The 25,408-nt window shown below is 62.7% G+C and carries 28 protein-coding genes and 1 pseudogene; 9 read left to right on the top strand and 20 right to left on the bottom strand.

What is annotated here, in order from left to right:
- Positions 1-291: 291 nt before the first annotated feature.
- Together GGR44_RS01775 and GGR44_RS01770 are read left to right on the top strand one after the other, a co-directional pair.
- Positions 292-594, top strand: coding sequence for an HU family DNA-binding protein (locus GGR44_RS01775; RefSeq protein ID WP_183953710.1), 303 nt, complete (start codon positions 292-294; stop codon positions 592-594).
- Position 595: 1 nt separating this feature from the next.
- Complete coding sequence (locus GGR44_RS01770; protein WP_183953709.1) at positions 596-1,024, top strand: hypothetical protein; 429 nt, start codon at positions 596-598, stop codon at positions 1,022-1,024.
- 359 nt (positions 1,025-1,383) lie between these two features.
- On the opposite strand, the gene GGR44_RS01765 is transcribed toward GGR44_RS01770, so the two are convergent.
- The 11 genes from GGR44_RS01765 to GGR44_RS01715 form a co-directional block, all read right to left on the bottom strand.
- Positions 1,384-2,334, bottom strand: coding sequence for a hemolysin family protein (locus GGR44_RS01765; RefSeq protein ID WP_183953708.1), 951 nt, complete (start codon positions 2,332-2,334; stop codon positions 1,384-1,386).
- A 23-nt stretch (positions 2,335-2,357) separates the two neighbouring features.
- The gene (ybeY, locus tag GGR44_RS01760) at positions 2,358-2,858 is read right to left on the bottom strand and encodes an rRNA maturation RNase YbeY (RefSeq protein ID WP_183953707.1); all 501 of its coding nucleotides are present in this window, start codon (positions 2,856-2,858) and stop codon (positions 2,358-2,360) included.
- A complete protein-coding gene (locus GGR44_RS01755) occupies positions 2,851-3,849 on the bottom strand; it encodes a PhoH family protein (RefSeq protein ID WP_183953706.1) in 999 nt (332 codons plus the stop codon). The genes ybeY and GGR44_RS01755 overlap by 8 nt, the downstream gene beginning before the upstream one ends.
- Positions 3,850-3,952: 103 nt before the next feature.
- On the bottom strand, positions 3,953-5,302 hold the full coding sequence (gene miaB, locus GGR44_RS01750) for a tRNA (N6-isopentenyl adenosine(37)-C2)-methylthiotransferase MiaB (protein WP_183953705.1): 1,350 nt from the start codon (positions 5,300-5,302) through the stop codon (positions 3,953-3,955).
- Between the two features lie 9 nt (positions 5,303-5,311).
- Positions 5,312-5,944, bottom strand: a complete 633-nt coding sequence (locus GGR44_RS01745) for a lysophospholipid acyltransferase family protein (protein ID WP_425511288.1) — start codon at positions 5,942-5,944, stop codon at positions 5,312-5,314.
- A 134-nt stretch (positions 5,945-6,078) separates the two neighbouring features.
- On the bottom strand, positions 6,079-6,501 hold the full coding sequence (locus tag GGR44_RS01740) for a Fur family transcriptional regulator (protein WP_183953704.1): 423 nt from the start codon (positions 6,499-6,501) through the stop codon (positions 6,079-6,081).
- Positions 6,502-6,610: 109 nt separating this feature from the next.
- The gene (locus tag GGR44_RS01735; RefSeq protein ID WP_183953703.1) at positions 6,611-7,033 is read right to left on the bottom strand and encodes a Ros/MucR family transcriptional regulator; all 423 of its coding nucleotides are present in this window, start codon (positions 7,031-7,033) and stop codon (positions 6,611-6,613) included.
- Positions 7,034-7,144: 111 nt separating this feature from the next.
- Positions 7,145-7,624, bottom strand: coding sequence for a GNAT family N-acetyltransferase (locus GGR44_RS01730; protein ID WP_183953702.1), 480 nt, complete (start codon positions 7,622-7,624; stop codon positions 7,145-7,147).
- Positions 7,621-8,241 (bottom strand): tRNA (adenosine(37)-N6)-threonylcarbamoyltransferase complex dimerization subunit type 1 TsaB, encoded by a 621-nt coding sequence (gene tsaB / locus GGR44_RS01725; protein ID WP_183953701.1) that lies wholly within the window; start codon positions 8,239-8,241, stop codon positions 7,621-7,623. Before tsaB ends, GGR44_RS01730 begins: the two co-directional genes overlap by 4 nt.
- Positions 8,242-8,294: 53 nt before the next feature.
- Positions 8,295-8,882 carry a malonic semialdehyde reductase gene (locus tag GGR44_RS01720; RefSeq protein ID WP_425511287.1) on the bottom strand — a complete coding sequence of 196 codons (588 nt, stop codon included), beginning with the start codon at positions 8,880-8,882 and terminating at the stop codon, positions 8,295-8,297.
- 25 nt (positions 8,883-8,907) lie between these two features.
- Positions 8,908-9,483, bottom strand: a complete 576-nt coding sequence (locus GGR44_RS01715) for a NifU family protein (protein WP_183953699.1) — start codon at positions 9,481-9,483, stop codon at positions 8,908-8,910.
- 108 nt (positions 9,484-9,591) lie between these two features.
- Between GGR44_RS01715 and GGR44_RS01710 the strand changes: the two genes are divergently transcribed.
- The 4 genes from GGR44_RS01710 to GGR44_RS01695 all read left to right on the top strand — a co-directional run bounded on the left by GGR44_RS01710 (position 9,592) and on the right by GGR44_RS01695 (position 14,294).
- Complete coding sequence (locus tag GGR44_RS01710) at positions 9,592-10,062, top strand: pyridoxamine 5'-phosphate oxidase family protein (RefSeq protein WP_183953698.1); 471 nt, start codon at positions 9,592-9,594, stop codon at positions 10,060-10,062.
- A 233-nt stretch (positions 10,063-10,295) separates the two neighbouring features.
- Positions 10,296-11,663 carry a DEAD/DEAH box helicase gene (locus GGR44_RS01705; RefSeq protein WP_183953697.1) on the top strand — a complete coding sequence of 456 codons (1,368 nt, stop codon included), beginning with the start codon at positions 10,296-10,298 and terminating at the stop codon, positions 11,661-11,663.
- Positions 11,664-11,737: 74 nt separating this feature from the next.
- Positions 11,738-13,588, top strand: coding sequence for a dihydroxy-acid dehydratase (gene ilvD, locus GGR44_RS01700; RefSeq protein WP_183953696.1), 1,851 nt, complete (start codon positions 11,738-11,740; stop codon positions 13,586-13,588).
- Positions 13,589-13,613: 25 nt separating this feature from the next.
- Positions 13,614-14,294: a Crp/Fnr family transcriptional regulator gene (locus GGR44_RS01695; RefSeq protein ID WP_183953695.1), complete on the top strand. Its 681-nt coding sequence runs from the start codon at positions 13,614-13,616 to the stop codon at positions 14,292-14,294.
- Between the two features lie 13 nt (positions 14,295-14,307).
- Here the strand turns inward: GGR44_RS01695 and aguB are convergent, their stop codons facing one another.
- The 3 genes from aguB to GGR44_RS01680 all read right to left on the bottom strand — a co-directional run bounded on the left by aguB (position 14,308) and on the right by GGR44_RS01680 (position 17,906).
- On the bottom strand, positions 14,308-15,156 hold the full coding sequence (gene aguB, locus GGR44_RS01690) for an N-carbamoylputrescine amidase (protein WP_183953694.1): 849 nt from the start codon (positions 15,154-15,156) through the stop codon (positions 14,308-14,310).
- Between the two features lie 17 nt (positions 15,157-15,173).
- Positions 15,174-16,160, bottom strand: a complete 987-nt coding sequence (locus GGR44_RS01685; protein ID WP_183953693.1) for an agmatine deiminase family protein — start codon at positions 16,158-16,160, stop codon at positions 15,174-15,176.
- A gap of 84 nt (positions 16,161-16,244) precedes the next feature.
- The gene (locus GGR44_RS01680) at positions 16,245-17,906 is read right to left on the bottom strand and encodes a M28 family peptidase (RefSeq protein ID WP_183954207.1); all 1,662 of its coding nucleotides are present in this window, start codon (positions 17,904-17,906) and stop codon (positions 16,245-16,247) included.
- 96 nt (positions 17,907-18,002) lie between these two features.
- On the opposite strand from GGR44_RS01680, the gene GGR44_RS01675 reads away from it, so the two are divergent.
- Positions 18,003-20,006: an alpha/beta hydrolase family protein gene (locus tag GGR44_RS01675; protein WP_183953692.1), complete on the top strand. Its 2,004-nt coding sequence runs from the start codon at positions 18,003-18,005 to the stop codon at positions 20,004-20,006.
- Between the two features lie 62 nt (positions 20,007-20,068).
- Here the strand turns inward: GGR44_RS01675 and rpsD are convergent, their stop codons facing one another.
- A complete protein-coding gene (gene rpsD, locus GGR44_RS01670) occupies positions 20,069-20,683 on the bottom strand; it encodes a 30S ribosomal protein S4 (protein ID WP_183953691.1) in 615 nt (204 codons plus the stop codon).
- Positions 20,684-20,907: 224 nt separating this feature from the next.
- On the opposite strand from rpsD, the gene GGR44_RS01665 reads away from it, so the two are divergent.
- Positions 20,908-21,204 carry a chorismate mutase gene (locus GGR44_RS01665; RefSeq protein ID WP_183953690.1) on the top strand — a complete coding sequence of 99 codons (297 nt, stop codon included), beginning with the start codon at positions 20,908-20,910 and terminating at the stop codon, positions 21,202-21,204.
- Here GGR44_RS01665 and GGR44_RS01660 read toward each other — a convergent pair.
- From GGR44_RS01660 to rpiB, 4 genes and pseudogenes are all read right to left on the bottom strand, one after another.
- Positions 21,201-21,950: pseudogene (locus tag GGR44_RS01660) on the bottom strand (RNA methyltransferase); the annotation flags it as partial. The gene GGR44_RS01665 and the pseudogene GGR44_RS01660 overlap by 4 nt on opposite strands.
- 103 nt (positions 21,951-22,053) lie before the next feature.
- Entirely contained in the window at positions 22,054-22,515 is a 462-nt protein-coding gene (nrdR, locus tag GGR44_RS01655) for a transcriptional regulator NrdR (protein ID WP_183953688.1), read from the bottom strand.
- A gap of 6 nt (positions 22,516-22,521) precedes the next feature.
- On the bottom strand, positions 22,522-23,829 hold the full coding sequence (glyA, locus tag GGR44_RS01650; protein WP_183953687.1) for a serine hydroxymethyltransferase: 1,308 nt from the start codon (positions 23,827-23,829) through the stop codon (positions 22,522-22,524).
- A gap of 12 nt (positions 23,830-23,841) precedes the next feature.
- The gene (rpiB, locus tag GGR44_RS01645) at positions 23,842-24,279 is read right to left on the bottom strand and encodes a ribose 5-phosphate isomerase B (protein WP_183953686.1); all 438 of its coding nucleotides are present in this window, start codon (positions 24,277-24,279) and stop codon (positions 23,842-23,844) included.
- 103 nt (positions 24,280-24,382) lie between these two features.
- Here rpiB and GGR44_RS01640 point away from each other — a divergent pair, with 103 nt between their 5' ends.
- Positions 24,383-24,550: a hypothetical protein gene (locus GGR44_RS01640; protein ID WP_183953685.1), complete on the top strand. Its 168-nt coding sequence runs from the start codon at positions 24,383-24,385 to the stop codon at positions 24,548-24,550.
- 125 nt (positions 24,551-24,675) lie between these two features.
- Here the strand turns inward: GGR44_RS01640 and GGR44_RS01635 are convergent, their stop codons facing one another.
- A complete protein-coding gene (locus GGR44_RS01635) occupies positions 24,676-25,332 on the bottom strand; it encodes an alpha/beta hydrolase (RefSeq protein WP_183953684.1) in 657 nt (218 codons plus the stop codon).
- Positions 25,333-25,408: the final 76 nt, after the last annotated feature.

Here is a 25,408-nt window from a genome sequence, read left to right as displayed (position 1 = left end):
GCCGGTTTCGGAATTTTTGCCGGGGGATGGGGTGGTTGCGCGACAGAAGGGGCCTTCGACAGCTCGAAACGGCTCCCTGAAACTTGCCCTTCGTTCATCGAGCTAATGCGGCAGAGCAATAGACCGAGTCTGGGGACTTTGCAGTCGTTCCCACGTCATTCATCGAATGGCAGCGTTCGACGGAAGCGGACGTTCGCGCTTTCATAGCAATCACACTCGCCAAAGAAAGGCGATGACATCCCGTGGGTCAACCGATAGCATCTTTTCGATACGTGTCTCGGGGGAATCGATTTGAATAAGAGCGAATTGATCAGCGCCGTTGCTGAATCAGCTGGCTTGTCGAAAGCCGACGCGGCCAAAGCGGTAGAAGCCGTATTCGATTCGATAACTGGAGCACTGAAGAAGGGCGATGAGGTTCGCCTCGTTGGCTTCGGGACGTTTTCCGTTTCGAAGCGTCAAGCCTCGATGGGACGCAATCCGCGGACCGGTGAGACCATGACCATTAAGGCGTCAAGCCAGCCTAAGTTCAAAGCAGGTAAGGGCTTGAAGGATGCCGTCGGCGATGATGGATGGGGCGGCACGCGACGGAGGTAACATGACGGACCCTACTCCTGAGCAACGACGCGCGAAATATCGCGAAAACCAGGACTATTTTTCCTCAAAAATCAGTGAATTGGCTCGATATCTAGGGTTTGGCTTGGTTGCGGTCGCGTTCGGGCTGCTATCGTCAGACGCCATTTTTGCAAAGGCCCTCGTTGCCAAATCAGCAAATTACCTATCATGGGCCGGGCTGTTTGGTGTGACGACTGTTTTAGCGGACTATTTGCATCTTCTCATGGGGTGGTTGTCCAACACGCAGGCTGCCAATAACGACAAGGGAAAATTCAAGCTGGCGGGCATTGGAATAGTTTTTCGATTTTTACAGGATAGATTCTTTTTTTATCTCAAGCAACTGCTACCGCTAGCTGGAGTGATTGTTCTTTTGATATCAATTTCAAAGGTTGTTCGTTTCCCGATACTGTAGAAGGTCGAGCCGTTGCTTCCGCAACGCGCTGCCTTACAAGAAACATTCTCAGGAAGAGTGGGAGGGGAAGCCGTTTCTCGGACTTTCATCCTCCCCGCCGCAAGGCAGTGAAGCACGTAAAAGCTGCTGCATGGCGCGAGCGTAACATCGACATCGTCATCTTTGACCAGTTGGTTGAACGTGCGCAGTTCATCGCAAGGAGCGGGTATAAACGAGACTAATTAGTCGACCGCGACAGCCAAACACCTCCCTCCGGCCCAGTTGCCCACACGATCAACCACGATGATGTCCGGTTAGGTGGTCCGGCAACCCAAAACCCGCCAATCCGCTATCGGCCACTTCCGGTCCGCTTAATGCCTCTACTCCCCCTCATCCTCCGCCACATCAACCGGCGGGTGCAGCCTTAGCCTTGTCACCCGCCGTCCGTCGCTGGCGACGATTTCCAGGCGCCAGCCGCTTTGGGGATGGTCCAGTATCTCGCCCGGTTCGGGGACGTGGCCGGCCAGCACGAAGGCGAGGCCGCCCAGCGTGTCGACATCTTCCTCCACGTCGGACAGGCGCGGGTCGATTTCTTCGGCCACGTCCTCCAGCTCGGCGCGGGCGTCAGCTTCCCACAGGCCGTCTTCCAGCGCGACCAGCATGGCTTCGGGCTCGTCGTCATGCTCATCCTCGACCTCGCCGACGATTTCCTCGACCAGATCCTCGAACGTCAGCAACCCTTCGGTGCCCGAATATTCGTCCAGCACGATGGCAAGGTGGGTGCGCTTCGCCCGCATTTCCGCGAGCAAATCGAGCGCGCCCATGCTTTCGGGCACATAGAGCGGCTGGCGGATCAGCGGCTCCAGCGTGTCGGGCACCGGCGCCTTGCCCGCCAATATGGCGAAGGCGTCGCGGATGTGGACCATGCCGACAATCGTGTCGAGCGTATCGCGATAGACGGGAATGCGGCTGTGCCCGGCTTCAGCGAACAGGGCGGCGAGGTCGGCGAAGCTCGCCTTTTCCTCTATCGCGATGATGTCGGCGCGCGGCACCGCGACATCGTCGACCGTATGTTCGGAAAAATGGAGAAGGTTGCGGACCATCTGCCGCTCGATGGCGGACAGGTCGCCTTTGGCGGGGGCGGCGCGCTTGTCGCCATCCTCCCCGTCCTCGTCATAGTCGTCGAGCGCCTCTTCCAGCTCCTTGCGGAGGCTGTGGCTCTCGCCATCACGAAAAAACAGCGACTTGAGACCGCTCCATAAACCGCCTTCGGCGCTGCTACTGTCCGCCTCTTTCGAGCCGCTGGGCTCCTTGGGGCCGCCTTCCGCCATTGTTCCTTGTCTTCCCTGTTGTTTCAGCGATCGCCATAGGGATCGGGCAGGCCGATGCTGGCGAGCGCCTGGATCTCCAGCGCCTCCATGGCTTCGGCCTCCATGTCGTCCATATGATCATATCCCAGCAAATGAAAAGTCCCATGCACGATCAAATGCGTGGCGTGACTGGTCATCGGAATGCCTTTTTCTTCGGCCTCGCGCGCGCACACCCCTTCGGCCAGCACGATATCGCCCAGTAACACTTCGCCATCGTCGGTATTGTCCAGCGTTTCGAGCAGGTCCGGCTGAACCATGGGAAAGGACAGGACGTTGGTCGGCCGGTCCTTGTCGCGATAGCTGCGGTTGAGGTCGTGGACCTCCGCATCGTCAGTCAGCTTGACCGCGATTTCGTAGCAGACGGGCTGGTCGGCGAAGGCCGCATAGGCACTGTGCTGGACCGCGGCGGCCACGGCGCGCCGGGCTATCGCCGCCCAGTCCGCGCCAACCCAGCCGCTGTCGTGGAGGACCGCGACGTCAAGCATCGGGCCCCTCATAGGCCTGGACGATGCGGCCGACCACCGGGTGGCGGACAACGTCGCCAATGCCGAAGGGCACCATGGCGATGCCCTCCACCCCGTCGAGGCGCGCGACCGCGTCAGCGAGGCCGGAAATGCCCGGTTGCGGCAGGTCGACCTGCTTGGGATCGCCGCAGATGACCATGCGGCTGTTCTCGCCAAAGCGGGTGAGGAACATCTTCATCTGGGCGATGGTGGTGTTCTGCGCCTCGTCCAGCACGATGAAGGCGTTGGCGAGCGTGCGGCCGCGCATGAAGGCGAGGGGAGCGATCTCGATCTCGCCGCTCGCGATGCGCCGCTCCACCTGTTCGGCGGGCAGCGTATCGTAGAGCGCGTCATAGATCGGGCGCAGATAGGGGTCGACCTTGTCCTTCATGTCGCCGGGCAGGAAGCCCAGCCGCTCGCCCGCCTCGACGGCGGGACGGGACAGGATCAGGCGGTCGACGCTGCCGGTGATGAGCTGGCTGACCGCCTGCGCGACGGCGAGGTAGGTCTTGCCGGTGCCTGCCGGGCCAAGCGCAAAGATGATGTCGTTGCGGGTCAGCGCCTCCATATAGGTGACCTGCGTCGCGCTGCGCGGCACGATGGTTTTCTTGCGCGTGCGGATCATCACCTTGGGCGGTTCGGCCACGTCATGGCGGATGATGCCGTCCAGCGTCGGTTCCGACGACATCGCGATCACCGCCTCCACCGCGCCGCCGTCAATTTCCTGCCCCGCGACCAGCCGGTTATAGAGGCCGGTCATCACGTCGCGGGCGCGGGCGGCGGCTTCGGCCTCGCCCTCGATCTGCAACTTGTTGCCGCGCGCAGCGATATAGACGCCCAGCCGGTTTTCGATGGCGACCAGATTCTGGTCATATTGGCCGAACAGCGCGCCGAGCAGGTGCGGGCGTTCAAATGTGATTTCCAGCCGGGCCCGTTCGCCCAGGCCAGCCTGTTGCTGTGGTTTCTTGCCCATGGTCAGCAGCCTCCCTTGCCCTGTTTCCACCCCTTGCCCGGCGCATCGGCCAGGTGCAGCGTGCGGTTGCGTCCCGAGATTTCGGGATGAACAGGGCTTTGGATCAAGCGGCTTTCCTCCTGCTGGGTTTTCCGGCCAGACTATTGGGGCCGGCGCTGATGATGTCGACTTCGACCATGTCGCCAATGGCTAGCTCGGGCGCGGTGACATGGACGGATTGCAGCCAGGGCGTCTTGCCGACGAGCTGCCCGGGGTGACGCCCCTTGCGCTCCAGCAAGATGTCGGTGCGGCGGCCGACCGTGGCGGCGTTGAAATCCAGTTGGTGGCGATTGATCGCCGCCTGCAATCGGGCGAGCCGCTCGTCCATCACTTCGGCGGCGATCTGGCCGTCCATGGTCGCGGCGGGCGTGCCGGGGCGCGGGCTATATTTGAAGGAATAGCATTGCGCGTAACGGACCTGATCGACGATCTTCAGGCTGTCTTCGAATTCTGCATCGGTTTCGCCGGGGAAACCGACGATGAAGTCGCCGGACAATGCGATGTCGGGCCGAACGGCGCGGACGCGCTCGATGATCCGCAGATAGCTGTCCGTGTCATGGCTGCGGTTCATGGCTTTGAGGATATGGTCATTGCCTGACTGCACCGGCAGATGCAGGAACGGCATCAGTTTTTCGATTTCGCCATGGGCGGCGATCAGCCCCTCGCTCATGTCATTGGGGTGACTGGTGGTGTAGCGGATGCGCTTGAGGTCGGCGATGGCCGCCAGTTCCCGGACGAGGCCGTCCATGCCCTGAACCCGGCCGCGTTCGTCCTCACCCGTCCACGCATTCACATTCTGGCCCAGCAGCGTAATCTCGCGCGCGCCGCCGTCGACCAGCGCCTTCGCCTCGTCGACGATGGCGCTCCACGGGCGGCTGATTTCCGCGCCGCGGGTATAGGGAACCACGCAATAGGTGCAGAATTTGTCGCACCCTTCCATGATCGTCAGAAACGCCGTGGGACGCGCCTGTCGCGCGCGGCCCGGCAGCGCCGCGAATTTCGACGCGGCGGGCATGTCGGTATCGACCGCTTCCTCGCCCCGACCGGCCTTGTCGATCAGGTCGGGCAGACGATGATAGGCCTGTGGCCCGACGACGATGTCGACGCTTTTTGCGCGGCGGCTGATTTCCGCGCCTTCCGCCTGGGCGACGCAGCCCGCGACCGCGATCATCGGGCGCGATCCATCCTCGCGCACCATGCGGCCAATGTCGGAATAAACCTTGTCCACCGCTTTTTCGCGAATGTGGCAGGTGTTGAGGATGACCAGATCGGCCTCGACGCCATCGCTGGCGGCGGTCATGCCCTGTGCGCCCAGCATTTCGGCCATGCGCTCGCCATCATAGACATTCATCTGACAGCCGAAGGATTTTACGTGGAAGGTCGCCGGAGCCCTGGGCGTGTCGTTTCGATTCATGGGGAGCAGCTATACAGGGCAAGTGGCGTCAGTAAAAGGCGAAGCGACCGTCGCCATGCTGGCGGCGACCCGGCGCTGGGTTTCGGCCGCCAGCGCCTTGCGATCCGGGAATTCTGCGGGATCGAATGGCTCCAGAAAGCGCAGCGTGACGGGCAATGCGCCGGGCCGCTCCAGCAACCGTTTGGCGTTGGCGCCCGCCGGTTCAGCGCCGAACCAGGCGATGTCGGGGCCGGGTGCGCCATAATCGATATGAACGGGCTGAATCACGACTGCGCGGGGCGGCGGCAACATGACGGCCAGCAGGGCGGGCTTGAACGGCAACAGGGTTCGCGCGTCATTGGTCGTGCCTTCGGGGAACAAGGTCACGGGTTGATGACCGGCCAGCGCCGCGCGCAACTGGTCGAGTTGGCCGCCGACATTGACGCGCCGGTCCCGCGCGATGAAGATGGTGTTGTTCTGCGCCGCCAGCCAGCCGATGACCGGCCAGCCTGCGACGCCATCATGCGAGACAAAGGCCGTGCCGGTCGCGCCGCCCATCGCCAATATGTCGATCCAACTGACATGGTTGGCGACGAAGAACACATCGCCCGCCATCGGCCGCCCGGCGATGCGGACCCGTGCGCCCACCGCTCGCGCGGCCATGCCCAGAAAACGAGGGGGCCAGGGCGACCGTCGTCGCATCGCGCGCCATAGCAGGTGCAAGGGAAGGCAAAGCGCCAGCGCCCCGATCAGGGCCGCGATCCGGCGCCATCGACGCAGGCGCGCGCGCATATCGTTCAATTCTTGCGTTCGATCGAGACGCCGTAAAGCTCCATCCGGTGATCGACCAGGCGAAAGCCCAGTTTTTCGGCAATCTGCTTTTGCAGCAGCTCCAGTTCAGGATCGACAAATTCGATCACATTGCCGGTTTCCACGTCGATCAAATGGTCGTGATGGGACTCGGGGGCCGCTTCATATCGGGCGCGGCCATCACCGAAATCATGGCGTTCCAAAATACCCGCTTCTTCGAACAGGCGCACCGTGCGGTATACGGTGGCGATGGAAATGCCCGGATCCACAGCGGCGGCGCGCTCGTGCAGCTTTTCAACGTCCGGATGATCTTCCGAATCGGAAAGCACCTGTGCGATGACCTTGCGCTGTTCGGTGATACGCAGACCCTTTTCATGGCAAAGGGCCTCAATGTCGATCTTGCGGTTCATGCACGCTCACTGGCTAAGGGCTTGTGCAGCGACCCTAGCGATTTTGACGCGGGTGCAAAAGGGGGCGGGGGGCATCAGAACCCCTGCCCCCTTCAATATTCCGACCAGCTTATTTCGCGCGCGTGCGGCGACGCTTGGTGCCAAGGCCGATCTTCTTCGCCAGCGTGCGGCGCTGTTCGGCATAGTTGGGCGCCACCATCGGATAATCGGCGGGCAGGCCCCATTTGGCGCGATAGTCATCGGGCGTCATCTGATAATGGGTCATCAGATGGCGCTTGAGCATCTTCAGCTTCTTGCCGTCTTCCAGACAAACGATATAGTCCGGCTTGATCGAAGAGCGGACCGAAACGGCGGGCTCCAGCTTCACTTCAGGCACAGGCGCCGGTTCCGAAAGATTGGACAGGGCGCCATGCACATTGTGGATGAGCGCTGCGACGTCGGATACGGCGACGCTGTTGTTGGATACATGGGCCGCGACGATATCGGACGTCAGCGTGATCAGCAGTTCATTCTTGGCGGATTCGATTTCCATGGTAGCGCTCCGAGCGGGATATATTGTTTGTGCGACCCGCCCGAGCATTGGGATTCAGGAGCGGTAATGGCGCTATTAGTCCGTTCCGGATTCATTTTCAATAGTCGCCTTCTACAGGTTCATGTCCTTTCGAAAGCTCAGTGCATCATAAAGTTGGTTGTCATTGCCTCGATAATATCCTGGTCGGCGATATACAAATTCAAAGCCCATTTTCTCGTAAAGTATAACGGCTTTATTTGTGGCTCTGACCTCAAGGTTCATCGAAGTGATTCGCCTCTGTTTCGCAGCATTAATGCTGTGTTGCAGCAGGCTGGTGCCCACGCCTTTTCCGCCCCATGCCGGATCGACGGCCAGCAACAGCAGTTCGCATTCATCCAGCACGGAGCGCACCAGAGCAAAGCCGATCGGCGCGGCATCGATGCGTGCGATCGTCAGCCAGGTTCCCGGCATCGACATGATGCCCGTCAACTGGGCTGTGGTCCAGGCTTCGCCAAAGGCGGGATCAAAGGCGCGCGGCATGACCGCCATCGCATCTGCAACGGCGAGCCGGTCGCCATTTTCATAAAGGGCGAGCGCCAGTCCTGCGATCATGGCCGCATCGCCATGGCCTGGGCGTCCGCACCACGACCGTAGAGGGGGCGCGGTGCAAGCGTGGTCATGCCATCGACAAGCGGGACGGCGCGGGCGTCAGGATAGACAAGTATCGCCTCACCCCAGCCGCGCGCCTCGACCAGCGCCTGGGCGCCCGTGCCAAAGATGTGATGACAGGTCAGTTGTTCGGCCAGTTCGGCGATGAGCGTCGAGGCGGGTTGCGTCAACGGCGTCAGATTGGCGTGGCTGAATTGTTGCCAGAACAGTTCACCATGGCCGCCGGTCATGGCCACGGTGATGATCGGTTCAGCCGTCTGCCTCGCCGCCATGGCGGCGACGAGTTGCAGTGCGCCATAACCATGGGCTGATATACGCCAGGCCAGCGCGAGCGCTCGCGCGGCGGCAACGCCTACGCGCATGCCGGTAAAGCTGCCGGGGCCAACGTCGACGGCAATGGCGTCGGCGCGCCCGCCATCGGGCAGGGCGGCGATGACCGGCATCAACGCTTCGGCATGGCCGCGACCGACAATTTCATGGCGATAGCCGAGGATCTGGCCATCTTCGATCAGCGCCACGGACAATGCCTGAGTCGCGGTATCGATGATGAGCCTGCGCAAAGATCAAAGTCCCCTGTCCGACGCCGCTTTGCGGCGAATCCCGGAAAAAGCGGTTAGTCGATCCGGTTGAATTTGCCAAATTCGGGGCGTGGCGAACGGGGGTGCAGGCTGGCGGGGTCGCCATAGCCGAGGGTGGAAATGAAGTTGGACTTCACATGGGGCGTTTCGGTGAAGAAGGCGGCATCCACGGCCGTATTGTCGAAACCCGACATCGGCCCTGTATCGAGCCCCAGCGCGCGCGCTGCCATGATGAAATAGGCCCCCTGCAGAGAACTGTTGCGCAGCGCCATCACTTCGCGGGCGGCGCGATCGGGAAACATCGCTTTTGCGCCGGGGGCATGAGGGAAAAGTTCAGGCAGTTGCTCGTGAAAATCGACGTCCATGCCAATGATGACGCAGGCCGGCGCCTTGCGAATCTTGTCCGCATTGCCGCCGATCGCCAGCGCAGCCAGTTTGTCCTTCGCCGCATCGCTCGCGCACCACACCATGCGCGCGGGCAGGCTGTTCATCGATGTCGGGCCCATCTTCATCAGTTCCCAGATGGCAAGGAATTCATCCTCGCCGACGGGCTGGTCGAGATAGCCGTTGAAGGTGCGGGCGGTGCGGAAAAGCTGGTCGAGCGAAGCGTCGGGCAGGATCATGGGCAAGCGGGTCTCCGGAACAGCTTCAGACGGCGCGGACTTCGGTGACTTCGGGCACATAATGTTTGAGCAACTGCTCGATGCCGTTCTTCAGCGTCGCGCTGGACGAAGGGCAGCCGGAACAGGCGCCCTGCATTTGAAGGTAGACCTTGCCCTTGTCGAAGCCGCGATAGATGATGTCGCCGCCATCATTGGCGACAGCCGGGCGGACGCGCGTCTCGATCAGTTCCTTGATCTGTTCAACGATCTCCGCGTCGGCAGGGTCATCGACAATGCCGTCATCCTCCGCCGGAACGACGATGCCAGCGGCCGTGCCCGGAGCGAAAAGCGGCATGTCGGCGGTGAAGTGATCCAGTAAAATGCCCAGCACATCGGCTTTGAGATATTGCCATTCGACGCCAGGCGCGGCGGTGACCGATATGAAGTCGCTGCCGAAGAAAACACCGGTCACATCGCCCAGATCGAAAAGAGCGCTGGCGAGCGGCGAGGCCTTCGCCTCCACATCGTCGGCGAAATCGCGTGTGCCCATCTCCATGACACGGCGGCCGGGCAGGAATTTGAGCGTGGCGGGGTTGGGCGTGGTTTCGGTTTCGATCAGCATGATCGCTATGTGGCGCGCCACCCGCCGCTAATCAAGCATATCGTGGAACTTACGCAGGGCGTGGCGATTGATAGGCTGATAAGATGCCGTCATGCAAGGAGAAGGACGATGACCGACGACCGTGAAATCCGCAACCGTTTCTGGCGGGAGCTGGCGGAGAGCCCCTTCCTGATGGTCGGGCTGCTGGGCAGCCGCGAACATAGCCTTCCGATGACCGCGCAACTGGACCGCCATGCGGACCATGCGATCTGGTTTTACACGACGCGCGACTGCCGACTGGCGGCGGGTGGCCCTGCAATGGCCCAGTTCGCATCGAAGGACCATTATCTGTTCGCCTGCATCGACGGCCATCTGGTCGAAGAGCGCGATCCGGCCGTCATCCGCCGTTACTGGAGCAGTGAAGTGGCCGGCTGGTACAAGGGCGGTGTCGACGATCCCAATCTGCTGATGCTGCGTTTCGATCTGGGCAAGGCCGAGATTTGGCGCGCGGATGTGTCCATCGGCGGCATGTTCCGCATGTTGTTCGGCGGCAATGCGCGCGATGAATTGCGGCACAAACATGCGGAGGTCGATCTTTAAGCGTTGGCGAGGCTCGGTTCTGCTTGATTTTTGCGGTGCAATGAAGCAAGGGCGGCGTCGACGCGGCATAACAGAAACTGGCAGCGTGATTGTCCCCTTGCCGGGGACCGGCCGGTAACCGCCTTCGTCTCGCTCTTCTTTGAGGCTTCCCTTGTCACGCGGGTCGTTTCGTAACCCGCCACCGCGTCCGCTCTTCATGGAGTCGCCGCGACGGCTCCATGTGAGTTTTCATCATGCAATTTTCCGACCTTGGCCTTGCCGAGCCGATCCTGAAGGCGCTCGCCGCCAAGAATTATGTCGATCCCACGCCGATCCAGCAGCAGGCGATTCCCGTGCTGCTCCAGGGTAAGGACTTGTGCGGCATCGCGCAGACCGGCACTGGCAAGACGGCGGCGTTCGCGCTGCCCAGCCTGGATCATTTCGCCCGCAATCCCATGGCGACGCCTGTGAAGGGCTGTCGGATGCTGGTTCTGTCCCCCACGCGCGAGCTTGCCGCGCAGATCGCGCAGAGCTTCCGCGACTATGGCCGCTTCCTGAAATTGTCGGTCGAGGTGGTGTTTGGCGGCGTGCCGATCAACAAGCAGATCCGCGCGCTTTCGGCCGGCGTCGATATTGTCGTCGCCACGCCCGGTCGCCTGCTCGACCTGATCGACCAGCGCGCCTTCACCATCAAGGATACCGAAATCTTCGTCCTCGACGAAGCGGATCAGATGATGGACATGGGGTTCATCCATCCGTTGAAGCGCATCGCCAAGCTGTTGCCGCGCGACCGGCAGAACCTGTTCTTCTCCGCCACCATGCCCAAGGAGATCGAGTCGCTGGCCGGCCAGTTCCTGCACGATCCCGTGAAGGTCAGCGTCGCGCCGCAATCGACCACGGCCGAACGCGTCCGCCAGCAGGCGACCTTCGTCAACCAGGCGGAAAAGCAGGCGCTGCTGCACATCGTCCTCAACAATGAGGATATAGACCGCGCGCTGATCTTCACCCGCACCAAACATGGCGCCGACCGCGTCGTGCGCTCTCTGGAAGGGGCAGGCATCCAGGCCTTCGCCATCCATGGCAACAAGAGCCAGGGCCAGCGCACCACAGCGCTCCAGGCCTTCCGTCAGGGCAAGGTGAAGCTGCTGGTGGCGACCGACATCGCCGCGCGCGGCATTGATGTGTCGGGCGTCAGCCATGTCATCAATTTCGAAATCCCCAACGTGCCCGAACAATATGTGCACCGCATCGGCCGCACGGCGCGTGCCGGGGCGGAAGGCGTCGCCATCAGTTTCGTGGCGGACGACGAACGGCCCTATCTCAAGGCCATCGAGCGCACGACCCGCGTGAAGCTGGACATCGCGCCGCTGCCCGAGAATTTCATGGAGGCTGTCCGCAACCTGCCCAAGCCCGCAGCCCCGCGCAAGGGACCGGAACAGTCGCCCGCGCAGAAGGCCCGCCGCGTGGAAGGGCAGCGCCGCTATCAGGAAGGGCAGCGCGGCAATGCCGAGCGCGCGCATCGCCCGGACGGCGAGGATGGCGCCAAGCGTCCCTTCCGTCGCCGCCGCAGCGGCGTTGGCGCGCACAAGGGCGCGGTCCAGCGGACCGGCGCGCCGCGCTGATCGGGGGTTCCCATCGACGGGAAAGGGGCCTAAGGGCACCCTTTCCTGTTATTTTATAAGGCAAGGACCGGCCCATGCCCGCCTATCGTTCCAGAACCACCACCCATGGCCGCAACATGGCGGGCGCTCGGGGCCTGTGGCGCGCAACGGGCATGAAGGACGAGGATTTCGGCAAACCGATCATCGCCGTCGCCAACAGCTTCACCCAGTTCGTGCCGGGCCATGTGCACCTGAAGGACCTTGGCCAGCTCGTCGCGCGCGAGATCGAGGCGGCCGGCGGCGTCGCCAAGGAATTCAATACCATCGCGGTCGATGACGGCATCGCCATGGGCCATGGCGGGATGCTCTATTCGCTGCCCAGCCGCGACCTGATCGCCGACAGCGTCGAATATATGGTCAACGCCCATTGCGCCGACGCGATGGTCTGCATCTCCAACTGCGACAAGATCACGCCCGGCATGTTGATGGCGGCGATGCGCCTCAACATTCCCGTCGTGTTCGTCTCCGGCGGGCCGATGGAGGCGGGCAAGGTCGTGATGCGCGGCAAGGAAGTGGCGCTCGACCTGGTCGACGCCATGGTCGTCGCCGCCGACGAAAGCTATACCGACGAAGAAGTCCAAACCATCGAACGCTCCGCCTGTCCGACCTGCGGTTCCTGCTCGGGCATGTTCACCGCCAATTCGATGAACTGCCTGACCGAGGCGCTGGGCCTTTCGCTGCCGGGCAACGGATCGACGCTGGCCACCCATGCCGACCGCGAGCGGCTGTTCCGCGAAGCCGGGCATCTGATCGTCGACCTCGCCAAGCGTTATTATGAGCAGGATGACGAAAGCGCCCTGCCGCGCAGCATCGCCAGTTTCGCCGCGTTCGAAAATGCGATGAGCCTAGACATCGCCATGGGCGGCTCCACCAACACGGTGCTGCATCTGCTGGCCGCCGCCTACGAAGGTGGGGTCGATTTCACCATGGCGGACATCGACCGGCTGTCGCGTCGTGTGCCCTGCCTGTGCAAGGTCGCGCCCGCCAAGCATGATGTCCATATGGAGGACGTGCATCGCGCTGGCGGGATCATGGCGATCCTGGGCGAACTGGAGCGGGCGGGGCTGGTCGACGCCAGCCTGCCGACTGTGCACAGCGCGACGATGGCCGAGGCGCTCGCCCGGTGGGACATTGGCCGCACCAACAGCGAGGACGTCCGCAAATTCTATCGCGCGGCGCCCGGCGGCGTGCCGACGCAGGTGGCGTTCAGCCAGTCGGCCCGCTGGGAAGAACTGGACATCGACCGTGAAAAGGGCGTGATCCGCTCGGCCGAACATCCTTTCTCCCAGGATGGCGGTCTGGCCGTATTGTTCGGCAATCTCGCGCCCGAAGGCTGCATCGTCAAGACGGCGGGCGTGGACGACAGCATCCTGGTCTTCCACGGCACCGCGCGCGTCTATGAAAGCCAGGACGCGGCGGTCGCCGGCATCCTGGGCAATGAGGTCAAGGAAGGCGACGTCGTCGTCATCCGCTATGAAGGGCCAAAGGGCGGGCCGGGGATGCAGGAAATGCTGTACCCGACCAGCTATCTGAAATCCAAGGGGCTGGGCAAGGCCTGCGCGCTCATCACCGACGGGCGTTTTTCAGGCGGCACATCGGGCCTGTCCATCGGCCATGTCTCGCCCGAAGCAGCGGAAGGCGGCCTGATCGCGCTGGTGGAGACGGGCGACCCCATCGTCATCGATATCCCCGCCCGCGTCATCAAGGTCGATCTGGATGATGCCGTCCTGGCGGCGCGCCGCGCCGACATGGAGGCGCGCGGGGCGAAGGCATGGAAGCCGTTCGGCCGCAAGCGTGAGGTCTCTCCAGCGCTGCGCGCCTATGCTGCGATGACCACCAACGCGGCCAAGGGCGCGGTGCGGGACGTCAGCCAGATCGAGCGATAAGGATCGCAGAAGGTAGGGGGCAGGGATGGACGTTGACGCACTCTACGACAGCCTGCCCCGTCAGGCGCTGCTGGCATCGCTGTCGCGCGAAGGGCTGGCCGAATTGCTGCGCGACACCCGCGAGCACAAGGCGCGCAAGGGCGACACGCTGCTGCGGCAGGGGGACAAGGGCGACTTCCTCATCATCCTGCTCAGCGGGCAGGTGCGGGTGACCGTCTATTCCTCCAACGGCCGCGAAATTGTGCTGGCCTATGCCGGTGCGGGCGAGGTGCTGGGCGAGATCGCGTTGCTGGATGGCGGCCACCGGACGGCCAGTGTCATCGCCATGGAGTCGCTCAGTTATCTGACGCTGGCGCGCGGAGCGTTTGAACGGGTGATCGCCGCCAACCATCGCATCGCCCTGTCGCTGATGACCGAACTGGCGACGCGCCTGCGGCTGGCCAATCAGACGATCGAAACCGACAGATCCTATGCCGCCGCGCCACGCCTTGCCCGCTTCCTGCTGCGCCTGCTGGCCGATGAGGAACGAGGCGGCGTCATTCAACTGAGCCAGACCGAACTGGCGATGTTCGCCGGGATCAGCCGCGAGAATATCAATCGCCAACTCAGCCTGTGGGCGCAGGACGGCATCGTCGCCATCGAACAGGGCAAGATCCGCGTAATCGACATGATGCCGCTGGAGGAAATCGCCGAAGCGATGGAATGAAAGGCGGCGGCGGTCAGATGTCCTGCGCGATGCGGGCGTAAAGCTCCGGCCGACGATCGCGGAAAAAGCCCATGCCTGCCCGGTGTGTGCGGGCGCGGGCCAGATCGAGCGTCGCGACCAGCGCGCCATGATCCTTCGCGTCCGCCTCCGCAACGAAATCGCCCCATTCGTCGCTGATGAAGCTGTGGCCGTAGAAAAGCTGGCCGTCCTCGTCGCCGATACGGTTGGCGGCGATCACCGGCATGCAGTTGCTGACCGCATGGCCGATCATCGCGCGCCGCCACATGCGGCTGGTGTCGAGGTCCGCATCATAGGGTTCGGAACCGATGGCGGTCGGAAAGAACAGCATTTCCGCGCCCATCAGCGCCATGACCCGCGCCGTTTCGGGATACCATTGGTCCCAGCATATGCCGACGCCAACGACGCCATAAGGGGTCGGCCACACCTTGAACCCCGTATTGCCTGGGCGGAAATAATATTTTTCCTCATAACCCGGCCCGTCGGGAATATGGCTTTTGCGATAGACGCCCATGATCTCGCCCTGATCGTCAATCATCGCCAGCGAGTTATAATGATGCTGCCCGTCCCGCTCGAAGAAGCTGGTCGGAATGAAGATGCCCAGATCCCGGGCCAGCTTGCGCATTTCCTGCACAGCCGGGTGGGTATCGACCGGCTGGGCATTGGCGAACAGCGCCTCGTCCTCCACCCGGCAGAAATAGGGGCCTTCAAACAATTCGGGCGGCAGAACAATCTTCGCCCCGCGCACAGCGGCCTTCGTGACATGATCGGCGACCTTGGCGATATTTTCGCCCATGTCGTCGGAAAAGGACAGTTGCAGCGCGGCGACGGTAACCCTGGTCATAACGGTCTCCGATGGCTTCAGATGGACGGCATCTGCTGGCTGCAGCAATGGAAGCTGCCGCCGCCCGACAGGATGAAATCGCTGCGCAGGCCGATGATCTCCCGTCCCGGAAAGAAGGGTTTCAGCGCGTCAAGCGCCGCCCCGTCATTGGGCTGGCCATAGACGGGGACGATGACGGCGGCGTTGCCAATGTAGAAATTCATGTAGCTGGCCGGGATCGCCTCGCCATTCACCATCACCCGGCCGGGAGAGGGCATAGGCGCAACGGTCACGCCATGGGCCGCCGCGCGGGCGCGGGCGTCGGCATAGATGGCGGCGTTGGGGTCGTCCGCCATGGCGGCTTCGGGAATCATCAGCACGCCGGGTGCGACGAAACGGGCCAGATTGTCGACATGGCCGTCCGTATGATCGTTCAGCAGCCCGTCGCCCAGCCACAGCATGTCCGACAGGCCCAGCGCGCCCGCCAGCAGCGTCTCGATCTTGCCCCGGTCGAGGTCCGGATTGCGATTGGGGTTGAGCAGGCATTGTTCCGTCGTGACGAACAGACCGGCGCCATCCGTATCCACCGCGCCGCCTTCGAAAACCCAATTCTGGGTGGATGTGGGCAGGCCGGTCGTCGCCGCCAGCCGCGCGCCGATATCCTCGTCGCCGGGCATGCGATATTTGCCGCCCCAGCCATTGAAGCCGAAATCGACCAGCGCCCGCGCGCCGCTATCGTTCGTCACCGCGATGGGCGCGGTATCGCGCAGCCACACGTCCCCCAGCCTGTGAACGATAATCTCCACGCCCGGCGCGACCAGCGCGCGGGCCGCATCGGCGTCGGCGTCATTGGCGACGACCAGACGCACCTCCTCGCCACGACCATCGGCATGTAGGGCGCTGGCGAAATCGGCGATCTGGCGCCGTGCCCCGTCAAAAGCGCCAGGCCATTCTTCAGGATTGGTCGGAAAGCCGATCCAGGTCCATTCGTGCGGCGCCCATTCGGCGGGCATGCGGAAAGTCATCAGGCAACCCCAGTTGATCGGTCGGAAAGCGCCGCTTCCCCTAGCAGGTCAACAGCCTGACGGGGAGCGGATTTCCATTGTGGGTTATTGCCCCGCGCGATCCTTGTCGCGGATGCCCCGAAATTCGTCGCCATCGACCCAGTTGGGCCAGTCGCTGCTGTTCGCAAGGTCGCGGCCGACGGTATAATAGAGGTTGAGATCGGCCTGAACCCCGCTCCAGTCCCAATTGGGATCATATTCGTCCTTGGGGCCGTGGTAGCGGTTTTTGGTATAATCCTCGGCCGCGGCCATGCCGGCCGCCGTGCCGCCCTTCACCAGATCCTCGCCGCCTTCGAAATAGAGCATGGGCAGGCCATGCTTGGCGAAGCTGAAATGATCGGAGCGATAATAATAGCCCTTCTCCGGCGTCGGCTCCTGCGTCGCAACCCGACCCTGCGCGGCCAGCGCGCGGTCGAGATAGGCGTCGAGCTGCGACTTGCCCTTGCCGATCACGACGACATTTTTCGCGAGGCCCGCGACGCTCAGCGCGTCCATGTTCACGCCGCCCACGGTCCTGGCGAACGGAAACACAGGATTGTCGCCATAATAGGCCGAACCCAGCAGGCCGGATTCCTCGGCCGTGACCGCCAGGAATATCTGACTGCGGTCAGTCGGCCCCGCCTTCACATTCGCCTCCGCCAGCGCGACCAGCGCGGCGGTGCCAGTGGCGTTGTCGACCGCCCCGTTGCAGATGTCGTCGCCATCGGGCGCGGCTTCACACCGGCCCAGATGGTCCCAGTGCGCACTGTAAAGCACATATTCGTCTGGGCGGGTCTTGCCGGGCAGCAGGGCAACGACATTCTTCGAACTATGTTTCCGAAATTCATTGTCGAACGAGACATTGGCGACCACGCCGGTCAGCGGCACGGCCTTGAAACCGGGCTTCTTCGCTGCGGCCATCTGGGCCTCGAGGTCTAGGCCGGCGCTGGCGAACAGGGCGGCGGCCTTGTCCTTCTGCACCCATCCGATGGCGGCGCTCTGGCCCGCATTGCCATCGGCGCTGTCGGCGACATGCTGCGCGCCGGTCCAGCTCGACTGGACGACATTCCAGCCATAAGCGGCGGGCACGGTGTCGTGGACGATGATGGCGGCGGCCGCGCCCTGCCGCGCGGCTTCCTCATATTTATAGGTCCAGCGGCCATAATAGGTCATAGCGCGGCCGTTGAAGGGGCCGGTCAGCCCCTCCGTCTCATAGTCGGGATCGTTGACCAATATGACGACAGTCTTGCCCTTCACGTCCAGCCCGGCATAGTCGTTCCAGCCCTTTTCCGGCGCGTTGATGCCATAGCCGACGAAAACGACGGGACTGTCCTTCACGTCGATATGCGGCTGGGTCGTGCGATAGGTGCCGATGACCATTTCGGGGCCATAGGCGGCGGAAACGGGCGTCTTGCCGCCCGTAAAGCTGAGCGCGGAGACATTCTTCGCATTGATTTCGACCAGCGGCACATTCTGGAACCAGCTGCCATTGTTGCCGGGCTTCAGGCCGAGTCTGGCGAAGTGCTGGACGAGATAGGCAATCGTCTTGTCCTCGCCCGGACCGCCTGGCGCGCGGCCCTCATAGGCGTCTGACGAAATTTCAAGCACTACTGATTTCATCGTATCGACGGACGGTTCGGCTGCCGCCTTCACCTTGGGCGATGCAGCATCGGCGGCGAATGTGAACGGCGAAAGGACAATTGCGAGCCTGACGAACGACGGAAGCATAGTGAAACGGGACACGACCAGCACCTTCTTGATTGCCAAACCATTTTGCCATTCTATTGCCGGATGGACAAGGAATGGTGTGGAAAGGAAGATTGAATGTCGAAATCGGCACGCGCCTGCCTGGTGGCATCGTCCTTGCTGGCCAGCCAGGCGGGACTTCATGCTTATGCTCAATCCACGCCGGCAACGATGTTCGGTCAACGGCCCATGGTCGAGGGCATCAGCCTGTCGCCCGATGGCAACAAGATTGCCTTTGTTTCGCCCGGCGCGGGTCAGGGCGCCACGCTCTTCGTCGCGCGGCTGGCAGATGGCGCAGGCGCGATACCGCAACCCGCGTTGATCGCGAACGGCAATCCCAACAGGATCCAGGGCTGCGATTGGGTGACGAACGCGCGACTGATCTGCACCATCTTTGCGGTGGTTTCTATCGAAGGAAATATCCGGACCGATCTCAGCCGCATGGTGGCATTGGACGAAAACGGCGCCAATCAGAAGGAGTTGATGCAGCGCCGATCCAGTTCGGGCGATGCGCTGGCTTATAATCTGAGCGGCGGGCAAGTCATCGACTGGTTGCCGGATGCGCAGGATGGCACGGTGCTGGTCAGTCGCTACTATGCGCCGGAATTTTCGACCGGCACGCGCCTTGCCCAAGCGCGCGAAGGGTTGGCTGTCGATCGGATCAACACGGTGTCGCTGGCATCCTCAACCCAGGAACAGCCGCGTGGGCAGGCAGATCGTTACATCACGGACGGTCATGGCGTCGTGCGCATCATGGGTATCGCAGGCGTCAAGGGCGCAACTGGCCAGGATTCCGGTCTCGTCCGCTACTCCTTCCGGCGCAAAGGTTCGAAAGAATGGGAACCGCTCAGCACCTGGGATGAACCACGCCGCGAGGGCTTTTTCCCGGTGGGTGTTGATCGGGACCAGGATAGCGTTTTCGGCTTTAAGAAGCAGGATGGGCGACTGGCGGCCTGGTCAATCTCTCTTGACGGGAAAGGCACGGAGAAACTGTTGTTCGCCCACCCGCAAGTCGATGTCGCCAGCTTCCTTCGGATCGGACGGCAAAACCGGATGATCGGCGTCAGCTATGTGACCGAGGAACGCTATGCCGTCTATTTCGATCAGCCAATGGCAAAACTGGCGTCCAGTTTGGCGAAAGCCTTGCCTTCGTTGCCACAGATCGGGTTTCTGGACGCGAGCCTGGACGAGAATAAGCTGCTGATTTTAGCCGCCAGCGATGTCGATCCGGGCCGCTATTATGTGTTCGACAAGGTCACCCGCAAGTTGGCCGAAGTCATGCTCCAGCGGCCTCAACTTGAAAAGGTCTCGCTCGCCGCGATGAAAGCGGTAACTTATCCCGCAGCCGACGGCGTTCAGGTTCCTGGCTATCTTATGCTGCCGCCGGGCAAGGAGACGGCCAAAGGGCTGCCCGCCATCGTCATGCCGCATGGTGGCCCCAGCGCGCGTGATGAATGGGGTTTCGACTGGCTGGCCCAATATTATGCCAATCAGGGCTATGCGGTTTTGCAACCCAATTTTCGAGGATCCGCCGGCTATGGCGACGCCTGGTTTCAGGAAAATGGGTTTCGCAGCTGGCGCACCGCGGTCGGCGATGTCGATGCCGCCGGACGTTGGCTGGTCGCTCAGGGCATAGCTGACCCTGACAAATTGGCGATAGTCGGCTGGTCCTATGGCGGCTATGCGGCGCTACAGTCTGCGGTGACCAATCCAGGGCTGTTCAAGGCCGTGATCGCGATCGCGCCAGTGACCGATCTTGGCCTGTTGATGGAACAAGCCCGCAACTGGTCAAACTTTTCGCTGACACGTGATTTCATCGGCGAAGGGCCGCATGTCGAAGCGGGATCGCCAGCACGCCATGCGCGCGAGATCAAGGCGCCCATATTGCTATTTCACGGCACTGCCGATCGTAATGTCGACATCAACCAGTCTCGCCTGTTGGCCGGACGGTTGAAGGATGCGGGGGTAACGTCCGATCTCGTAGTCTATGAGGGGCTGGACCATTATCTGGAGGACAGCACGGCACGCACCGACATGCTGACGCGCAGCGCCGCCTTTCTGGCCAAGGCGCTGAAGCCCTGAAACGAAAAAGGGCGGCCCCTTGGCAGAGCCGCCCTTTTTTGTATCTTGTATCGGAAATCCGATCAGCGCGAATAGAATTCGACGACCAGATTTGGTTCCATCTTCACCGGATAGGGCACTTCGTCCAGGCTCGGCACGCGGACATAGGTGACCTTGGCGGCGCCGTCGGGCGCGACATAGTCGGGGATGTCGCGCTCGGCCAATCCCTGCGCTTCCAGGATCAGCGCCATTTCCTGCGCCTTCTTGCCCAGGGTGATTTCGTCGCCCGGCTTCACCAGACGGCTGGCGATGTTGCACTTCACGCCGTTGACGTAGATGTGGCCGTGCGAAACGATCTGGCGGGCCGAGAAAATGGTCGGCGCGAACTTGGCGCGATAGACGACGGCGTCCAGGCGACGCTCCAGCAGGCCGATGAGGTTCTGGCCGGTGTCGCCCTTCATGCGGGCGGCCTCGACATAGTTCTTCTTGAACTGCTTTTCGGTGATGTCGCCATAATAGCCCTTCAGCTTCTGCTTGGCGCGCAGCTGAATGCCATAGTCCGACATCTTGCCCTTGCGGCGCTGGCCGTGCTGACCGGGGCCATATTCACGCTTGTTGACCGGGCTCTTCGGGCGACCCCAGATGTTTTCGCCCATCCGGCGGTCGAGTTTATGCTTGGCGCTGGTGCGCTTCGTCATGGCAATATCCTTATAATCGCTAACAACATTCCCCCGGTATCGCCTACGTCCGTGTTGCGCCGCGCGCTCAGGGGCAGGGCCACCGCTTCACCGGGATGCGGGGCCAATTGCGAAGGCGCGCCTATGACGGCGGGCGGTCGGCATGTCAACCCCGGATGCAGGGGCGCGACAGCAGCGCGACAGGGGCCTCGACAGGGGCGGGGAACCGGCCTAGTCCACCGGCCATGAATCCCGACGATTATACGACCATGGCGCAAGTGCGCGCCGGCGTGGACGAACTGGACCGGCAGATTGTCGCGCTGCTCGCCCGGCGCTTCGCCCATATGCGCGCCGCCGCCCGCATCAAGCCGGAACGCAGCCATGTGCGCGACGAACCGCGCAAGGCGCAGGTGATCGCCAATGCCCGCGCGGAGGCCGAACGGCTGGGCATCCCCGGCGATGTGATCGCAGCCCTGTGGGACGATCTTGTCGAAGCCTCCATCGCTTATGAAATGGCGGAGTTCGACAGGATCAAAGCCTAACGCGAACGCGGGTTGCCCAGCGCCGACAGCACGCCGCGCAGGGTGCGGACCTCCAGATGGTTCCAGCCCGGCTTGGTCAGCAGGTTGCGCAAGGTCCGTTTGGTCGCGGGCGCACGATCGGGCGGGAAGAAATAGCCCGCGCCTTCCAGCAGCGTTTCGAACTGGGCGATCATTCCTTCCAGCTCATCCTGCGGGGCCGGTTCGCCAAGCTCGGTGATCGTCGGCTGTTCCAGCGCCGCCTGTTTCGACCATTCATAGGCGCACAGGATGACCGCCTGCGCCAGATTGAGCGACCCGAATTCCGGGTTGATCGGCACCGTCAAAATCTTGCGAGCCAGCGCCACGTCATCGGTTTCCAGGCCCGAGCGTTCGGGGCCGAAGACGAAGGCGCTGCGGCCCGGCGCGCCGTGGATTTCGCGCGCGGCTTCCTCCGGCGTCACCACAGGCTTGGTCACGCCGCGTTTGCGCACGGTGGTGGCATAGACATGGGCGCAATCGGCCACCGCGTCGGCCAGCGTTTCAAACACCACCGCGCCATCCAGCACGACGTCCGCGCCCGCCGCCGCCGGGCCGGCATCGGGATTGGGCCAGCCATCGCGCGGGGTGACCAGCCGCATTTCGGTCAGCCCGAAATTGAGCATGGCGCGCGCCGCCTTGCCGATATTCTCGCCCAGTTGGGGGCGAACGAGGACGATGACAGGCTGTTGGAATGCGACTTCCGTCATTCCGTTCGTCCTGAGTAGGGGCAGCACAGCATATAGTTGGAAAAGCTCATCACGCGGTCCTTCGATACGCCATTTCGACAGGCTCAATGGCTACTCAGGACGAACGGAAGAGGAAATATGATCGCTACTCACTGCCCACTTCCTTCACCTGGCCGGCGAAATCCTCGAAATCCTTGGCGTCGGTGAAGTCCTTGTAGACGCTGGCGAAGCGGATATAGGCGACGCTGTCGAGGCGCTTGAGCCCTTCCATCACCATTTCGCCGATGGCGCGCGCGGGGACTTCGCTGTCGCCGCTGGTTTCGAGCTGACGCTGAATGCCGGAGATCAGCTTTTCGATGCGGCTCGGATCAATGGGGCGCTTGCGGCAGGCGATGCCGATGGAGCGGGCCAGCTTGTCGCGCTCGAACGCTTCCTTGCGGCCCTCGCTCTTCACAACCCAGATGTCGCGCAACTGGATGCGTTCGAAGGTGGTGAAGCGTGCGCCGCACGCTTCGCACTGCCGCCGACGGCGAATGGCGGCGCCATCCTCCGTCGGTCGGCTGTCCTTCACCTGGCTGTCTTCATGGGAACAGAAGGGGCAGCGCAAGCGACGTCAGTCCTGATAGATGGGGAAACGCGCGGTCAGGCCCAGCACCTTTTCGCGCACATGGGCCTCGACCTGGCCGTCGCCTTCGTCGCCATTGCGCTTCAGGCCCTCGACCACTTCGGCGATCAGGCGGCCGACTTCACGGAACTCTTCCTCGCCAAAGCCGCGGGTCGTGCCCGCGGGCGTGCCAAGACGCACGCCGGAGGTGACGAAGGGGCTGGCCGTGTCGAACGGCACGTTATTCTTGTTGCAGGTGATATAGGCGCGGTCGAGCGCTTTTTCGGCCGCCTTGCCGGTGGTGTTCTTGGGGCGCAGGTCAACCAGCATCAGATGGTTGTCGGTGCCGCCCGACACGATCGACAGGCCCGCTTCCTCCAGCGTCGCGGCCAGCGCGCGGGCGTTGGCGACGATCTGATGGGCGTAAGCCTTGAATTCGGGCGTCAGCGCTTCCTTGAAGGCGACAGCCTTGGCGGCGATGACATGCATCAGCGGCCCGCCCTGAAGGCCGGGGAAGATGGCGCTGTTGATCTTCTTGGCGATGGCTTCGTCGTTGGACAGGATGATGCCCGAACGCGGGCCGCGCAGCGACTTGTGGGTCGTGGTGGTCGTGACATGGGCATAGGGCACCGGCGAGGGGTGGGCGCCGCCCGCGACCAGCCCCGAAAAATGCGACATGTCGGCCAGCAGATAGGCGCCGACTTCATCCGCGATCTCGCGAAAGCGCGGGAAATCCCAGACGCGTGAGTAGGCGGTGCCGCCGCAGATGATGAGCTTGGGCTTGCATTCGCGGGCGATGCGGGCGACTTCGTCCATGTCGATCTGGTGATCGCCGGGGCGCACGCCATAGGGCACCGGCTTGAACCATTTGCCGCTCATGTTGACCGGCGATCCATGGGTAAGATGGCCGCCCGAAGACAGGTCGAGGCCCATGAATGTGTCGCCCGGCTGGAGCAGCGCCAGGAACACCGCCTGGTTCATCTGGCTGCCCGAATTGGGCTGAACATTGGCGAAGGCCGCGCCAAAAAGCTGCTTGGCGCGTTCGATGGCCAGCGTTTCGACGACGTCGGCATATTCGCAGCCGCCATAGTAGCGCTTGCCCGGATACCCTTCGGCATATTTGTTGGTGAAGATGGAGCCGGTCGCTTCCAGCACCGCCTTCGAAACGATATTTTCAGACGCGATCAGTTCGATCTTGTCCTGCTGGCGCTTCAACTCCTTGCCGATCGCGCCGAAGATTTCGGGATCGGCATCGGCCAGGCTCTGGCTGAAGAAGCCCGGCTGGCGGACGGCGGGAGAAAGAATGTCGGTGCTCATCGAAATATCCTTTCAGAGCGCAGGCTGGGAGAGTTTTTCGACGCGGCCGGCATGGCGGCCACCGCCGAACTCGGTGGTAAGGAAAGCGGTCAGGCAGGCCTTGGCCATGTCGACGCCGGTCAGCCGCGCGCCCATGGCGATGACATTAGCGTCATTATGCTCGCGCGACAGGGCGGCCGACAGCGGTTCGCCGACCAGCGCGCAGCGGCAGGCGGGGTTGCGATTGACCGCGATGGAAATGCCGATGCCCGATCCGCACAGCGCAACGCCGCGTTCCGCAGCGCCCGAAGCGACGGTCGTCGCGAGTTTGTAACCATAATCGGGATAATCGACCCTGTCGGCGGTGGCGGGGCCGAGGTCTGCGACCTCATGGCCCGCCTCGCGCAGCCATTGGGCCAGTTCCGCCTTCAGGTCGACGGCGGCATGGTCGGATGCAATGGCGATCTTCATTGGAAGCGGCTCCTCCACCACGAAGGCGATTCGTGTTCGCGCGCCTCATAGGGGCAGCGGCGACAGATTGCCACCATGGAGCGTTTGCGCCTATGGCGACGGGATGATCGGTGCGATCCTCTCTGTCCTGATGCTTGCCGGCGCGTTGCTTGTTGGCGGCGGCATATATGCGGTTGCGAAGATGCATGATCGCAAGCGCGGCATCCTGATGATCGTCGCGGGCATGGTGATGTTCGGCAACGTGCTGATCGCATCCATCCCGCTGGACTGACAGAGGGCGGCGTGCGGCGCGATTCAGCGCAGCCCTGTGGCGGGCATAGCCGATCCCTGACCAAGACAAAAAAAGGGTCGCCCCTTGATATGAAGCGGCCCTTTGCTCTCGCGCCAGGTCGCGGATCAGCGGATGGGCGAATCCGGCGACAGGCGCATGTCGAGATAATTGTCGACCGACTTCATCAACTGATCGAGTTCATGTTCGAAAAAGTGGTTGGCGCCACGGATTTCGTCATGATGGATGGTGATGCCCTTCTGCGTGCGCAGCTTGTCGACCAGCTTCTGCACGGCGGGTGCGGTCACCACTTCGTCCGAAGTGCCCTGAACGATGATGCCCGACGAGGGGCAGGGGGCCAGGAACGAGAAATCATACATGTTGGCGGGCGGCGCAACCGAGATGAAGCCGCGAATTTCCGGGCGGCGCATGAGCAATTGCATGCCGATCCACGCGCCGAAGGAAAAGCCCGCGATCCAGGTGGTCTGCGCTTCGGGATGGAAGCTCTGCACCCAGTCGAGCGCGGCGGCGGCGTCGGACAATTCGCCGATGCCGTTGTCAAACGTGCCCTGACTGCGGCCGACGCCCCGGAAATTGAAGCGCAACGTGGCAAAGCCGCGTTTCACGAAGGTCTTGTAGAGCGCCTGCGTGATCCGGTCGTTCATCGTGCCGCCGCCCTGAGGGTGCGGGTGAAGGATCATCGCAACGGGCGCGCGCGGGCGGGGCGGGGGGCTGAAGCGCCCTTCCAGGCGGCCTTCGGGTCCGGGAAAAATGACGTCTGGCATGGCACCTGTTATCGTTCTGGCCGCCGGGAAGGCGGATTGATGCGGATCGCGCGCGACGCCAAGGCTGGCGTCGCGC

This window comes from Sphingobium fontiphilum (assembly GCF_014196635.1).
In the GTDB taxonomy this organism is placed as follows: domain Bacteria; phylum Pseudomonadota; class Alphaproteobacteria; order Sphingomonadales; family Sphingomonadaceae; genus Sphingobium; species Sphingobium fontiphilum.
Note: the sequence above shows the minus strand (reverse complement) of the source record. Positions and strands in the feature narration are given on the sequence as shown.

Coding starts and splice junctions, on each gene's coding strand:
- GGR44_RS01770 (WP_183953709.1), top strand. CDS start 596: ATGACGGACCCTACTCCTGAGCAACGACGCGCGAAATATCGCGAAAAC.
- GGR44_RS01765 (WP_183953708.1), bottom strand. CDS start 2,334: ATGGCGGAAGGCGGCCCCAAGGAGCCCAGCGGCTCGAAAGAGGCGGAC.
- ybeY (WP_183953707.1), bottom strand. CDS start 2,858: ATGCTTGACGTCGCGGTCCTCCACGACAGCGGCTGGGTTGGCGCGGAC.
- GGR44_RS01755 (WP_183953706.1), bottom strand. CDS start 3,849: ATGGGCAAGAAACCACAGCAACAGGCTGGCCTGGGCGAACGGGCCCGG.
- miaB (WP_183953705.1), bottom strand. CDS start 5,302: ATGAATCGAAACGACACGCCCAGGGCTCCGGCGACCTTCCACGTAAAA.
- GGR44_RS01745 (WP_425511288.1), bottom strand. CDS start 5,944: ATGGCCGCGCGAGCGGTGGGCGCACGGGTCCGCATCGCCGGGCGGCCG.
- GGR44_RS01740 (WP_183953704.1), bottom strand. CDS start 6,501: ATGAACCGCAAGATCGACATTGAGGCCCTTTGCCATGAAAAGGGTCTG.
- GGR44_RS01735 (WP_183953703.1), bottom strand. CDS start 7,033: ATGGAAATCGAATCCGCCAAGAATGAACTGCTGATCACGCTGACGTCC.
- GGR44_RS01730 (WP_183953702.1), bottom strand. CDS start 7,624: ATGATCGCAGGACTGGCGCTCGCCCTTTATGAAAATGGCGACCGGCTC.
- GGR44_RS01720 (WP_425511287.1), bottom strand. CDS start 8,882: ATGATCCTGCCCGACGCTTCGCTCGACCAGCTTTTCCGCACCGCCCGC.
- GGR44_RS01715 (WP_183953699.1), bottom strand. CDS start 9,483: ATGCTGATCGAAACCGAAACCACGCCCAACCCCGCCACGCTCAAATTC.
- GGR44_RS01710 (WP_183953698.1), top strand. CDS start 9,592: ATGACCGACGACCGTGAAATCCGCAACCGTTTCTGGCGGGAGCTGGCG.
- GGR44_RS01705 (WP_183953697.1), top strand. CDS start 10,296: ATGCAATTTTCCGACCTTGGCCTTGCCGAGCCGATCCTGAAGGCGCTC.
- ilvD (WP_183953696.1), top strand. CDS start 11,738: ATGCCCGCCTATCGTTCCAGAACCACCACCCATGGCCGCAACATGGCG.
- GGR44_RS01695 (WP_183953695.1), top strand. CDS start 13,614: ATGGACGTTGACGCACTCTACGACAGCCTGCCCCGTCAGGCGCTGCTG.
- aguB (WP_183953694.1), bottom strand. CDS start 15,156: ATGACCAGGGTTACCGTCGCCGCGCTGCAACTGTCCTTTTCCGACGAC.
- GGR44_RS01685 (WP_183953693.1), bottom strand. CDS start 16,160: ATGACTTTCCGCATGCCCGCCGAATGGGCGCCGCACGAATGGACCTGG.
- GGR44_RS01680 (WP_183954207.1), bottom strand. CDS start 17,906: ATGCTTCCGTCGTTCGTCAGGCTCGCAATTGTCCTTTCGCCGTTCACA.
- GGR44_RS01675 (WP_183953692.1), top strand. CDS start 18,003: ATGTCGAAATCGGCACGCGCCTGCCTGGTGGCATCGTCCTTGCTGGCC.
- rpsD (WP_183953691.1), bottom strand. CDS start 20,683: ATGACGAAGCGCACCAGCGCCAAGCATAAACTCGACCGCCGGATGGGC.
- GGR44_RS01665 (WP_183953690.1), top strand. CDS start 20,908: ATGAATCCCGACGATTATACGACCATGGCGCAAGTGCGCGCCGGCGTG.
- glyA (WP_183953687.1), bottom strand. CDS start 23,829: ATGAGCACCGACATTCTTTCTCCCGCCGTCCGCCAGCCGGGCTTCTTC.
- rpiB (WP_183953686.1), bottom strand. CDS start 24,279: ATGAAGATCGCCATTGCATCCGACCATGCCGCCGTCGACCTGAAGGCG.
- GGR44_RS01640 (WP_183953685.1), top strand. CDS start 24,383: ATGATCGGTGCGATCCTCTCTGTCCTGATGCTTGCCGGCGCGTTGCTT.
- GGR44_RS01635 (WP_183953684.1), bottom strand. CDS start 25,332: ATGCCAGACGTCATTTTTCCCGGACCCGAAGGCCGCCTGGAAGGGCGC.